This window comes from Streptomyces sp. NPDC060028, assembly GCF_042736725.1.
In the GTDB taxonomy this organism is placed as follows: Bacteria; Actinomycetota; Actinomycetes; order Streptomycetales; family Streptomycetaceae; genus Streptomyces.
In genome coordinates, this window is the sequence record NZ_JBHWVJ010000043.1 from 50,195 (window position 1) to 62,414 (window position 12,220).

At 69.4% G+C, this 12,220-nt stretch carries 9 protein-coding genes and 2 pseudogenes; 6 read left to right on the forward strand and 5 right to left on the reverse strand.

Annotated features, from left to right (window positions below; genetic code table 11):
• Window positions 1–51 precede the first annotated feature (51 nt).
• Both ACFWBF_RS21935 and rpsA read right to left on the reverse strand, forming a co-directional pair.
• Window positions 52–990: a PAC2 family protein gene (locus ACFWBF_RS21935; RefSeq protein WP_385604350.1), complete on the reverse strand. Its 939-nt coding sequence runs from the start codon at window positions 988–990 to the stop codon at window positions 52–54.
• A gap of 216 nt (window positions 991–1,206) precedes the next feature.
• Window positions 1,207–2,721, reverse strand: a complete 1,515-nt coding sequence (gene rpsA, locus ACFWBF_RS21940; RefSeq protein WP_385604353.1) for a 30S ribosomal protein S1 — start codon at window positions 2,719–2,721, stop codon at window positions 1,207–1,209.
• Window positions 2,722–3,132: 411 nt separating this feature from the next.
• Here rpsA and ACFWBF_RS21945 point away from each other — a divergent pair, with 411 nt between their 5' ends.
• Entirely contained in the window at window positions 3,133–3,981 is an 849-nt protein-coding gene (locus tag ACFWBF_RS21945) for a class I SAM-dependent methyltransferase (RefSeq protein ID WP_385604356.1), read from the forward strand.
• Between the two features lie 6 nt (window positions 3,982–3,987).
• Window positions 3,988–6,615, forward strand: a complete 2,628-nt coding sequence (locus ACFWBF_RS21950; RefSeq protein WP_385604359.1) for an ATP-dependent RNA helicase — start codon at window positions 3,988–3,990, stop codon at window positions 6,613–6,615.
• Here ACFWBF_RS21950 and ACFWBF_RS21955 read toward each other — a convergent pair.
• Both ACFWBF_RS21955 and ACFWBF_RS21960 read right to left on the reverse strand, forming a co-directional pair.
• The gene (locus tag ACFWBF_RS21955; RefSeq protein ID WP_385604361.1) at window positions 6,605–7,606 is read right to left on the reverse strand and encodes a DUF3068 domain-containing protein; all 1,002 of its coding nucleotides are present in this window, start codon (window positions 7,604–7,606) and stop codon (window positions 6,605–6,607) included. The genes ACFWBF_RS21950 and ACFWBF_RS21955 overlap by 11 nt on opposite strands.
• A 13-nt stretch (window positions 7,607–7,619) precedes the next feature.
• Window positions 7,620–7,760 (reverse strand): SPW_0924 family protein, encoded by a 141-nt coding sequence (locus tag ACFWBF_RS21960; RefSeq protein WP_385604365.1) that lies wholly within the window; start codon window positions 7,758–7,760, stop codon window positions 7,620–7,622.
• Between the two features lie 794 nt (window positions 7,761–8,554).
• Between ACFWBF_RS21960 and ACFWBF_RS21965 the strand changes: the two genes are divergently transcribed.
• Window positions 8,555–8,752, forward strand: coding sequence for a UTRA domain-containing protein (locus ACFWBF_RS21965; protein WP_385604378.1), 198 nt, complete (start codon window positions 8,555–8,557; stop codon window positions 8,750–8,752).
• Window positions 8,753–8,780: 28 nt separating this feature from the next.
• On the forward strand, window positions 8,781–9,224 hold the full coding sequence (locus ACFWBF_RS21970) for an AAA family ATPase (RefSeq protein WP_385604367.1): 444 nt from the start codon (window positions 8,781–8,783) through the stop codon (window positions 9,222–9,224).
• Between the two features lie 318 nt (window positions 9,225–9,542).
• On the opposite strand, the pseudogene ACFWBF_RS21975 reads toward ACFWBF_RS21970, so the two are convergent.
• A pseudogene (locus ACFWBF_RS21975) lies at window positions 9,543–10,522 on the reverse strand (IS5 family transposase).
• Between the two features lie 73 nt (window positions 10,523–10,595).
• On the opposite strand from ACFWBF_RS21975, the pseudogene ACFWBF_RS21980 reads away from it, so the two are divergent.
• Together ACFWBF_RS21980 and ACFWBF_RS21985 are read left to right on the forward strand one after the other, a co-directional pair.
• Window positions 10,596–10,790 (forward strand): annotated as a pseudogene (locus tag ACFWBF_RS21980) (NUDIX hydrolase); the annotation flags it as partial.
• Window positions 10,791–11,595: 805 nt separating this feature from the next.
• Complete coding sequence (locus ACFWBF_RS21985) at window positions 11,596–11,913, forward strand: hypothetical protein (RefSeq protein ID WP_385604370.1); 318 nt, start codon at window positions 11,596–11,598, stop codon at window positions 11,911–11,913.
• Window positions 11,914–12,220 lie beyond the last annotated feature (307 nt).

The window sequence follows — 12,220 nt, forward strand, 5'->3', positions numbered from 1 at the left end:
AGCCTAGACGAGGCACCCCGGCCGCCGTACAGCCCCCTGACCGTGCCGGAGTCAGCCCTCGCCCTCGCGCTCCGCCAGGAACCGCTCGAACTCGCGGCCGATCTCGTCCGCCGACGGGATCTCCGCGGGCTCCGCGATCATGTTGCCCCGGGTCTCGGCGCCCGCCGCGGCGTCGTACTGGTGCTCCAGACCCTGGACCAGGGTGACCAACTCCTCGTCACCCTCGCGGATCTGACGGTCGATCTCCGTCTGCGTCCGGTGGGCCTCGGTCCGCAGCGCGTGCGCCACGGCCGGCAGGACCAGCCCGGTCGCGGCCGTGATCGCCTCCAGCACGGTCAGCGCCGCGTCCGGGTACGGCGAGCGGGCCACGTAATGCGGGACGTGGGCGGCGACGCCCAGCACGTCGTGTCCGGCCTGTCCGAGGCGGAACTCGACCAGCGACTCGGCGCTGCCCGGGACCTGTGCCTCGTCGAAGGGGCTGCGGTGCCCGGGCATGAGGTCGGTGCGGTTGCCGTGCGGGGTGATCCCGACGGGCCGCGTGTGCGGGACGCCCATCGGGATCCCGTGGAAGTTGACCGAGAGCCGGACGCCGAGGCGCTCGACGATCTGCCGGACGGCGACGGCGAAGCGCTCCCACTCCACATCCGGTTCGGGCCCGGACAGCAGCAGGAACGGCGCACCGGTGGCGTCCTGGACGAGGCGCACCTCCAGGAGGGGCTCCTCGAACTCGGTCCAATGGTCGCGCTGGAAGGTCAGCAGGGGGCGCCGGGCCCGGTAGTCCACGAGCCGGTCCGCATCGAAGCGGGCGACGACCTGGTGGGGCAGCGTGTCGAGCAGCCGCTCGACGATCTGCTCCCCGGCCTCACCTGCGTCTATGTACCCCTCGAAGTGGTAGAGCATGACCAGCCCGGCCGAGTCCTGGGCAAGCGCCAGGTCGGCCACCGCCAGGCCCTTGGCGTCCCATTCGTACAAACCCTGTGGATCAAGCACCGTCACCACTCCTCCTCGCCGCGTTCTCAGGCAAGAACGTCCAAGGCGGCGCCACCATTCCCCAGTTGGCCGCTTTCACAGGAACGCAATGAGCCGGACGACGGGGCGGAGGACGGCGCGGCCTACGCCGCCGGGAACGCGGTAAGGCCCGCCCCCCAAAGGGGACGGGCCTTACCGTTCAGCTCTGCTCACACCGGAGTGTGATGCGCGCTGCGATCAGCTCTGGCCGCCGGCCAGCTTCTCGCGGAGCGCGGCCAGGGCCTCGTCCGACGCCAGGGCGCCGGAGGTCTCGTCCGACTCCGAGGAGTACGAACCACCCGAGATGCCCGCACCGGCGCTGCTGCCGGTGGCGGCCGGAGCGGCAGCACCCTCGGCGGCAGCGGCCTCGTCGGCCTCGCGGCTCTTGATGACCTGAGCCTGGTGCTGCTCGAAGCGCTGCTGCGCCTCGGCGTACTGGGTCTCCCAGGCCTCGCGCTGCTTGTCGAAGCCCTCGAGCCAGTCGTTGGTCTCGGGGTCGAAGCCCTCGGGGTAGATGTAGTTGCCCTGGTCGTCGTAAGACGCGGCCATGCCGTACAGGGTCGGGTCGAACTCGACCGACGCCGGGTCGGCACCGAAGGACTCGTTGGCCTGCTTCAGCGACAGCGAGATCCGGCGACGCTCAAGGTCGATGTCGATGACCTTGACGAAGATCTCGTCGTTGACCTGGACGACCTGCTCCGGGATCTCCACGTGGCGCTCGGCCAGCTCGGAGATGTGGACCAGACCCTCGATGCCCTCGTCCACGCGGACGAACGCACCGAACGGAACCAGCTTGGTGACCTTACCCGGGACGACCTGACCGATCTGGTGGGTCCGGGCGAACTGCTGCCACGGGTCCTCCTGCGTCGCCTTCAGCGACAGGGAGACGCGCTCGCGGTCCATGTCAACGTCGAGAACCTCGACGGTGACCTCCTGGCCGACCTCGACAACCTCGGACGGGTGGTCGATGTGCTTCCAGGACAGCTCGGAGACGTGAACGAGACCGTCGACGCCACCCAGGTCCACGAAGGCACCGAAGTTGACGATCGAGGAAACGACGCCGGAGCGGACCTGACCCTTCTGCAGGGTGGTGAGGAACGTCTGGCGAACCTCGGACTGGGTCTGCTCGAGCCAGGCGCGGCGGGACAGGACCACGTTGTTGCGGTTCTTGTCCAGCTCGATGATCTTCGCCTCGAGCTCCTTGCCCACGTAGGGCTGGAGGTCGCGGACGCGACGCATCTCGACGAGGGAGGCCGGCAGGAAGCCGCGGAGGCCGATGTCGAGGATGAGACCACCCTTGACGACCTCGATGACGGTACCGGTGACGATGCCGTCTTCTTCCTTGATCTTCTCGATCGTGCCCCAGGCGCGCTCGTACTGTGCGCGCTTCTTGGACAGGATCAGGCGGCCTTCCTTGTCCTCCTTCTGGAGAACCAGGGCCTCGATCTCGTCGCCAACCTTGACGACCTCGTTCGGGTCGACGTCGTGCTTGATCGAGAGCTCGCGGCTCGGGATCACGCCTTCCGTCTTGTAACCGATGTCGAGGAGAACCTCGTCCCGGTCCACCTTGACGATGACGCCGTCGACGATGTCGCCGTCGTTGAAGTACTTGATCGTCTCGTCGATCGCCGCGAGGAACGCTTCCGCGTCGCCGATGTCGTTGACCGCTACCTGCGGAGGGGTGGTGGCGGTGGTCTCGGTGCTGCTCGTCATGTGGGAAAGGGCTCCGGTTACGGACAGAAAGTCGTAGGTACTGCTACGCCGGGAGCCCTTATCGGCATCTGCCGAAGCCGGACAGCCAAGGAAGCCCCGAATCCGCAGAAGCGGTAGGGCCTCGAAAACCGAGGGGACATCAACAGAAGCAAGCGCAGCCTGCTAGGTCTGAGGAGCACAGGCTCGCAGCGCAACTTGTAGCATACGGGGGCAGCCCAGCAGGGTCAATGCGCGAAGGCGCACACCCCGGGCGGATCGCCGCATAACCGGCACAATTCGTGTGTGGGCTGGCCCTGATGGCGTTTCCCGACGAATGTGCGGACCTCCGCGGAGGTGCGCGGGTGTCGGCTGACGCCCCCGCGGCGACCACGGCAGTCACCCAGACATTCGCAGACTACGACGACGGGCCCCATGAACCAAGAGGACAACGCCCCCCAAGAAGCGTACGGAGCCGGCTCCGCCGCCGAGGACGACGCCGAGGCCACGCGCCGTGACGCGGGGGAAGCGGAGAGCAGCCGCGCCAGCCGCAGCTGGTGGGACCGCAACGCCGACGAGTACCAGAGCGAGCACGGCGCCTTCCTGGGCGACGACCGCTTCGTATGGGGACCGGAGGGTTTGGACGAGGCGGACGCCGCCCTCCTCGGCCCCGCCGGCTCCCTCAAGGGCAAGTACGTCCTGGAGATCGGCGCCGGCGCCGCCCAGTGCTCGCGCTGGCTGGCCGCCCAGGGCGCCCGCCCGGTGGCCCTCGACCTCTCCCACCGCCAGCTCCAGCACGCCCTGCGCATCGGCGATGACGTCCCGCTGGTGGAGGCCGACGCCGGACGGCTGCCCTTCCGCGACGGCTCCTTCGACCTCGCCTGCTCCGCGTACGGCGCCGTCCCCTTCGTCGCCGACCCCGTCAACGTCATGCGCGAGGTGCGCCGCGTCCTGCGCCCCGGCGGCCGCTGGGTCTTCTCCGTCACCCACCCCCTGCGCTGGGCCTTTCCCGACGAGCCCGGTCCCGAGGGGCTGTCCGTCTCCGCCTCCTACTTCGACCGCACCCCGTACGTGGAGCAGGACGAGCAGGGCCGCGCGGTGTACGTCGAGCACCACCGCACGATCGGCGACCGGGTCCGGGACGTGGTCGCGGGCGGGTTCCGGCTGCTGGACCTGGTCGAGCCCGAGTGGCCGGAGTGGAACAGCCAGGAATGGGGCGGCTGGTCCCCGCTGCGCGGGAACCTGATCCCGGGCACCGCGATCTTCGTGTGCGAGAGGGACTGACCCCCGGTGACCCACGCGACCCGCGCGTCCTCGGCCGTCCGCAGTGCCGACCTCGACTCCCTTCCCGTACGGGAGGCCGTGCCCGCACTCGTGTCCGCGTTGGACGGCCACGGCGCCGCGGTGCTCTGCGCGCCGCCCGGCACCGGCAAGACCACGCTGGTGCCGCTGGTGCTGGCGGGACTGGTGGGCGGCGGGCCGCGCCGCCGGGTCGTGGTCGCCGAGCCCCGGCGGATCGCCGCCCGGGCCGCGGCGCGGCGGATGGCCTGGCTGCTGGGCGAGCAGGTCGGCGGCTCGGTGGGCTTCACCGTGCGCGGGGAGCGGGTGGCGGGCCCCGGCACCGTCGTGGAGGTGGTCACCACCGGCGTCCTGCTCCAGCGGCTCCAGCGCGACCAGGAGCTCGCGGGCGTGGACGTGGTGGTCCTGGACGAGTGCCACGAGCGGCACCTCGACGCCGACACGGTCGCCGCCTTCCTCCTGGACGTACGGGAAACCCTGCGGCCCGAGCTGCGCCTCGTGGCGGCTTCGGCGACGACCGACGCGGCGGGCTGGGCCCGGGTCCTTGGCGGCGCGCCGGTGGTGGAGGCCGCGGGGATCTCGTACCCGGTGGAGACGGTCTGGGCCCCGCCGCCCCGGCCGGTGCGGCCCCCGCACGGCATGCGGGTGGATCCGGCGCAGCTGACACACGTGGCCTCGGTGGTGCGGCGGGCGCTGGCGGAACGTTCCGGCGACGTCCTGTGCTTCCTGCCCGGCGTCGGCGAGATCGCCCGCGTCGCCGGGCAGCTGACCGGGGTGGACGCGGAGGTGCTCCACGTGCACGGCCGCGCCCCGGCGGCGGTGCAGGACGCGGCGCTGTCGGCCGCCGCGCACCGCCGGGTGATCCTGGCGACGGCGGTCGCGGAGTCGAGCCTGACCGTGCCGGGCGTACGGGTCGTCGTGGACTCGGGGCTGGCGCGCGAACCCCGCGTCGACCATGCCCGGGGGCTCGGCGCGCTGGCCACGGTACGGGCGTCCCGCGCGGCCGGGCGCCAGCGGGCGGGCCGCGCCGGGCGCGAGGCGCCGGGCGCGGTGTACCGCTGCTGGAGCGAGGCCGAGGACCTGCGGCTCCCGTCATACCCCTCCCCCGAGATCCGCATCGCCGACCTGGCGCAGTTCGCCCTGCAGGCCGCCTGCTGGGGCGACCCGGACGCGGCCGGGCTGGCGCTGCTGGACCCGCCGCCGGTCGGGGCGATGGCCGCCGCGCGGGAGGTGCTGGTGGCCGTCGGCGCGGTGGAGCCGAACGGGCGGCCCACGCCGCGCGGCCTGCGGATGGCCCGGCTCGGGCTGCACCCGCGGCTGGCGCGGGCGCTGCTCGACGGAGCGTCGGCCCTCGGGGCGCGGCGTGCGGCCGAGGTGGTGGCGCTGTTGAGCGAGGAGCCGCCGCGGGAGTACGGGGACGACCTGGCCGCGGCGTGGCGCCGGGCCCGCCAGGGCGGCGACGCCTACGCGGGCCGCTGGCGCACGGAAACCCGCCGGCTGGAGCGCGCGGCGCAGGACCCTGCGGGGGCTCCGCGAACGGGCGGCACCAGCCGAAATCCAGCCCCTGGGGGTCCCCCCGGACGGAGTCCGGGGGAGTTTGAGGCGCGGGGTCCGGGGCGGAGCCCCGGGTCGGGCACCGTCCCGGATGACACCGCCGCCGGGCTCGTCGCGGCCCTCGCGTTCCCCGAGCGCGTCGCCAAGGCCAAGGGCGAGGGGACGTTTCTCATGGCCTCCGGCACCGCCGCCGAACTCGGCGACGGATCACCGCTGCGCCGAGCCCCCTGGCTGGCGGTCGCCGTCGCCGACAGGCCCCCGCACTCCGCCTCCGCACGGATCCGGCTGGCCGCGGCCGTCGACGAGGACACCGCCCGGGCCGCCGCCGCCCACCTGCGCACCGACACCGACGAGGTGCACTGGGAGAACGGCGATCTCGTCGCCCGGGCAGCCCAGCGCCTCGGGGCCATCGAGCTCGCCGCCCGGCCGCTGCGCAAGCCCGACCCGGCGCTCGTGCGGGCCGCCCTCCTGGAGGGGCTGCGCGCCGAAGGGCTCGGGCTGCTGCGCTGGTCCCCCGACGCGGAAGGGCTCCGGGCCCGGCTCGGCTTCCTGCACCGCACGCTCGGCGGCGCGTGGCCCGACGTACAGGACGACCAGACGCTGCTGGACCGCGCGGACGACTGGCTGGAACCCGAGCTCTCGCGGGCCCGCCGCCGCGCCGACCTCGGGCGGATCGACGCCGGGCAGGCGCTGAACCGGCTGCTGCCCTGGGCCACCGGCGAGGCGGCCCGCCTGGAGGAGCTGGCTCCGCAGCGGCTGGAGGTGCCCAGCGGCTCCCGGATCCGGGTGGACTACACCGCCGGGCAGCCGGTGCTCGCGGTGAAGCTCCAGGAGCTGTTCGGGCTGGCCGAGACCCCGCGGGTGGCGGGGGTGCCCGTACTCGTGCACCTGCTGTCGCCCGCCGGGCGGCCCGCGGCGGTCACCGCGGACCTCGCCTCGTTCTGGCAGGGCGGGTACCGGGCGGTGCGGGCCGAGCTGCGCGGCCGCTACCCCAAGCACCCGTGGCCGGAGGACCCGGCGACGGCCGAGCCCACCCGGTACACCAACGCCCGGCTCAAGCGCTGAACGCCTCCCCGCCCTCGCCGCCCTCGGCCGTCTGCGTCTCGGGCCGCCGGCCGCGCGCCTCCAGCCACAGCGCGATCCCGAAGAGCACGAGCCCGGCGGCCCCGAGGCCGATCGGCGCGTAGGTGTGCAGCGCGAGGACCTTCAGACGGTTCGCCTTGACCAGGTCGAGCGTGTATTTGGCGTAGTCCTCGCGCATCTTCACGTGCCCGGCGAAGACGGTGAGCTTGCCGTCGGGGCCGCCGGACGCGATGCCGCCGCGCATCTCCTGCTGGATGATCTGCTCGGCGTTCACGGGCGCGCCGGTGACCGGGTCGACCCAGAACATCGCCTTGACCGTGTACCAGAGGGTGGTTCCGGTCGTCTGCTCGAAGGTCTTCGCGTCGATGCCCTCGATCGGCATCTTCTTGGGCAGGGAGACCTTCGTCCAGGGGACGGTCTGCTCGAAGTAGTAGACCTCCATGCCCTTGAACCGGCGCGGCCCCACGTAGTGGATGGGCGAGGAGGTACGGGTCTGCGCGTCGAAGTAGAGGTAGTCGCGCGGTTCGGTGAAGAACGGCCACTTGAACTCGATGCCCTCGCGCTTGACCGGGTCCCCGTCCACCATCTCACCGGTGGCGTGCACCGGGTCCTGGGTGTGGGCGTCGAAGATGTAGCGCTCGGGTATCTGGGAGACCATCTTCCCGTCCGGCCCCATGATGTGGGACAGCGTGTCCCAGACGACGACGTCCTTGCCTGCGCTGGCCTCGATCTCCTTCGACGCCTCGACGTTTCCCTTGAGGGTCTGGACGATCGTGACCTTGTCGACCTTCTTCGGCTCCATGCCGGCGGTGTAGTCGAGGAGGGTCGCGTCCTTGGCCTCCAGGACCATCTCCTGGTACTGGCTCGGCGGGATCTTCGCCAGCCGGGGGTACGCGTACCAGCGCAGCAGCGGTGCGAGGGCTGCGCAGAACACGGCTGCGGCAAGCAGGACGAGGCTCGCTCTGCGTCGCATGGCCGGGCCTCCTCTACTTTCCGGGCGCGGCGGGCGCGGTGGTGAGCAGCGGCTTGGGCGAGGTCTTGCCTTCCGGCACCCCGACCGCCGTGACGGCGAAGACGAGGGCCAGCGCGGCGGCCAGCCCGATGGCGGCGGCGACGAGTGCGCGCATGCCGGGCCTCCGAGATCTGATGGGGTGTCAGGGAGGAGGCACCGTAGCAATGCGCGAGTGAGATGAGAACCGTTTGAGCGGTGGATCGCGGGGAACGGCCCCGACCTGCGATCGGGCCCCGGGTTGGGGCCGTCTGCCTACTGCTGGTCCGCCTGTGGGCCGTCATCCGTCACGTCGGGCCCCTCAAGGCCCCATCGACCGCCTTCCGCGTCCGCCCTTCGCTGCTCGGCATGAGGTGGCTGTAGACCCTGAGCGTGAACCCCGGGTTGCTGTGCCCCAGGTGGGTGCTGAGTGCCTTGACGCTCTCTCCTGCGTCGAGAGAACCGAAGCGTAGAAGTGCCTCAGGGCATGCATTCGGTGCTCACATGCCGACTCATGCCGCTCCCCCTTCTTCGGCGCAAGGATCACCTTGGCGGACACGAGCGCGGGCTTCCACGTCCGCTCGTTGAACCCGGCGCGCCATACCGCATGGTCTGCGCTGCTGGTGAAGTCGACCTCGTCAACGGGGAGTCCGGAGATCTCCCCCTACCGCACCCCGCACCCCGCACCCCGCACCCCGCACCGCAGTCGGCCATGGCGCGGTACTGCGCCGGCATACCCGCCCCCACGGCGCGAACCTGCTCGGCCGTCCAAGGCTTGCCCCGTGAAACGACCGCCTGCGGGACCTTCACGGACGTGGCCCGGCACGGATTCACGCGGAGGATGCCGTCGTCGACAGCGGCATCCAGTTCGGGAAGGCGATCCCGCAGCTCGCGAGGAGCGAGCGCCTGACTGGCGGAACATCGCTACAACTCATCGCTCAGATCACCGGCAAGCCGATTACCCATCGCATCGACACTGTGGCGGCGCGGCTGCTGACGCCGGAGGACGCGGAACTCTTGGAGCTAGACACCGCCAAGCCCCCACGTGAGCCGGTAATCGTGACGATGGCGAAGTTCGTCAACAGCGCGGGCGACCTGGTCGAGTACGGCGCCACGGAAGCCCGGGTCTGACGTGGCAGACGGAATCGGAAGTCACCCAGTGAAGGCCGCCGGCGGCCCTGTCCGGCCGTTCTGCGTGCTGATGGCCGGACTGCCCGGTTCGGGCAAGACGACGTTGTCTCGCACGCTCACGGACCGCGGCTTCGTCAGACTGTGCCCAGATGAAGAGATGTTCCGTCGCCATGGCGTGTACGGAGTCGACTTCCCCCGAGGCACGTTCCCGGCCCTTGAGCGCCCGATTTTCGAAGAGATCTCCCTGGACCTCCAAGAGCAACTCCGCGCTGGGAACAACGTGGTGGTCGACCACGGGTTCTGGACGCCGGACGACCGTGCTCGGTGGCACATGGCCGCAACGGACGCCGGCGCGACTTCGGTGCCGGTCTACCTGGAGGCAAGCCATGAGGAGCTTTGGGAACGCGTGAGCAAGCGGAACGCACAGCACGAAGCGATCCGAACTCGATCTACTTCTCTGAGAGCGACCTGACCCGCTACAGGGCGCGATTCGTACCGCCCCAGCCAGACGAGCCCCACCTTGTCTACCGTGGCGACCCGGCCCCCTTGTTGAAGGCGCTGGAAGAAGCTGCTCGGAGCGACCTCGTCAGCCTCTGGGCCCTAGCGCCGGAGAGACTCGGTTTCCTGCCCGGATAGCGTGCGGCGGTGAGCCCCGAAGTCCCAGATGCCGGGGTCTCGCGCATCCCTTGCTAGTCGCTAATTCCCAGGTCAGCGGCCCTTGAAGTTGCTAGGACTGGTGCTAGACCTAGCGACCCCTGTTGCTAGACCTAGGGCCTGTGTGATGTCGTGATCAGTCGGCGGCTTTCAGGAGGTCGTCGATCCAGATCATTGCGGCGCGGAGGTGGAGGCCGGCGAGGTAGCTCTCGGGTGCCTTGTCGTAGCGGGTGGCGATCCCTCGCCAGGCTTTCAGCTTGTTGATCAGGCGTTCGACGGTGTTCCGTTCTTTGTAGAGGTCGGCGTCGTGGCTGATGGGCCGGCCGCCTCTTGCGCCCTTCTTCTTCCGGTTGGCGGCCTGGTCCTTCTTCTCCGGGATGACTGCCTTGATTCCGCGTTTTCGCAGGTAGGAGCGGTTGCCGCGGGATGAGTAGGCCTTGTCCGCGGCGATCGCGCCGGGCGTCGTGCGGGGACGGCCTGCAGGCAGGCGGATTCTCACCCTCGCGAGCACGGGGATGAACTGCGGGCTGTCCCCGGCCTGCCCGGCGGTCAGGACCAGCGCGAGCGGATGACACCTGCGGTCCGCGGCGAGATGAATCTTGCTGGTGAGTCCGCCCCGGGACCTGCCGAGCAGGGCTTCCTGGAGGCGGATCTTGTGTCTGCGTCGTATGCGCCGGCGCTCGGCCTGTCCGTTCTGTTCCTCCGGTCCGCCCCTTTTTGGCGGGCCGCTTCCTGCTCCTGCGCGGCTTCTTCCAGGGCCTTCATAAGGTGCTTGCTGACACGCATCCCTGCGGAGTCGTGGTGGGCGCGGACCGTTGTGGAGTCCACGCTGACCAGCGACAAGTCTGTTCTTCCCACGCGGGCCGCCTCGGCGATAAGGCCTTCCAGCAGGGCGGCGAAGACACCGGCATCCCGCCAGACGCGGAAGCGTCCGTAGACGGTGGCCCATGGACCGAACTCGGCAGGCATCTCCCGCCACTGGGCACTGGACCTAAACCGCCAGATCACACCCTCGAACTGCTCTCTCAACCGCTCCGGATACGGTCCGTACCTACCGATCGGCAGGTACGGCTCGATGAACTTCCACTGGGCATTGGTGAGTTGCCTGCGTGTCACGGTCACAGTCCTACCGGGTTCCGCCCCGCGAAGAGGGCAGAACCCAGGAACTGATCACGACATCACACAGTCCCTAGCACCAGTCTTCAGGCCTTCCAGTGGCATCGAGCGCACGTCCGACGAAACCACGGCAGTCCAGGGGCTCACGCCCGCAGAGGTGTCCGAGCGGATGCCCCATGTCTACGGGATCCGACTGCTGGACGCCCTGGACGCCGACGGGCCTCGCGTGCGGAGCCATGACGGGCGCCAGCCGCTCACGGTGCGGTGAGAGTCTCCCTACTTCATCGAGACGCTGTACGTCCTGCACACAGGGCGGTGGAAAGCTCCAGCTCCAAATACTCGACAGGTCGAGATTCAGCCAGCATGCGACTGAAATTAACTCCCTGAGAAATTCGGCCAACCTGCCGGAATTAACCTTTTCGGTTATTCCGATGATAGATGGCTGCGCCACACTTTGCCCGCTTATCTCACTTTCAGGGGGCGCGATGCTCAAGTGAACCTCAAAAGAAAGCCATGCCGCTTGCTCAACACTTTTAGATATGGAACCGTCACATCTGTACGGAGGGCGGAAACACACTCCGCGCACAAGATAGGGAGCGTGGCGTTGAAGCTAATGCCACACCCGCCATTAGCAGTAAACACCTAAGGTGTTTAGTAAGCGAGAGCAGGTGATTGAAGTTGCTGAAGAGCAATATCATTCGGCGGGCCGCTGTCACTCCGGCACTTGGAGTGCTACTGGGCGGTTTTATTTCGCTCGGTGTTGGGGCTAGCGCATCGGCTTCCGAAGCCGGCGCAACGGGGAGGCCCGGCGGCTGCAGCTACGCGGTTTCTAACACCTGGGGAACGGAAGCCACCTGCAGCAGCCACAACGGCGGCTCCTACCGAGCCGTCGCCGTATGTACGGAAGCTGAGTCCGGGAAAGTTCAGCACTTCTTCGGCAACTGGAAGCAGCGGGGACCGTCCTTCGCGTACTGCAACGGAGCCTACCGAGCCACTTCCGCAGGCATCGAGACGTCCGTCACCAACCACGCCCCCTGAGAACGACCAGAATCCACTTAGGAAGGACAGCGGAAATGAAGAGGCTGTACACCACACTGCTCGCTGGAACGGCGATGGCATTTATCGGGCTCCAGGGCGTGGCCACTGCGGCCCCCACGGGATGGCCGGACGGGTGCACCAACTTCAGGTCTCCCCTCGGCGGCGGCTGGGTGGCCCAATGCAGTAACAGCAACGGCGGGCATTACAAGGCGACCGTTATCTGCCAGGCTTGGGACGGCGGCGGTCTCATCAATGTTGATGCGGTGGCCTGGAACAACAGCAATCCCTCCTTCGTATCCTGCCCGCCGCACACTTCCGTCAAGAGCGGCGGCATCCTCACACGGTCCTATTAGCAGCCCGCACCGCGGTCTCCCGGGTACAGAACCAGCGGCGACCGTCGGTTAGGTAAGCCAGCGCGTGAGGCGTCCCATCGGGTTTCTCGGATGGGGCGCCACATGCGTTCCACTGCGGCGGATATCGCGGTCCGCGACCCGGCTCCAGCCGTCGCGGATCTGCTTGAAGTCGGCGGTGGCACTCTCCAGGTCCCGGGGTGGCGCCGGACGGCGTCCGCGAAGAAGGCGCGATGCATGAAAAACGACCTCTAAGAGCTCGTAACAGGATCTTACTGAGATGCCCTGGTCGGGCGTAACCGGTGTGACG

Coding starts and splice junctions, on each gene's coding strand:
- ACFWBF_RS21960 (WP_385604365.1), bottom strand. CDS start 7,760: ATGCGCGCACTCGTCGCCGCCGCCATCGGGCTGGCCGCCGCGCTGGCC.
- ACFWBF_RS21945 (WP_385604356.1), top strand. CDS start 3,133: ATGAACCAAGAGGACAACGCCCCCCAAGAAGCGTACGGAGCCGGCTCC.
- rpsA (WP_385604353.1), bottom strand. CDS start 2,721: ATGACGAGCAGCACCGAGACCACCGCCACCACCCCTCCGCAGGTAGCG.
- ACFWBF_RS21985 (WP_385604370.1), top strand. CDS start 11,596: ATGAAGAGGCTGTACACCACACTGCTCGCTGGAACGGCGATGGCATTT.
- ACFWBF_RS21955 (WP_385604361.1), bottom strand. CDS start 7,606: ATGCGACGCAGAGCGAGCCTCGTCCTGCTTGCCGCAGCCGTGTTCTGC.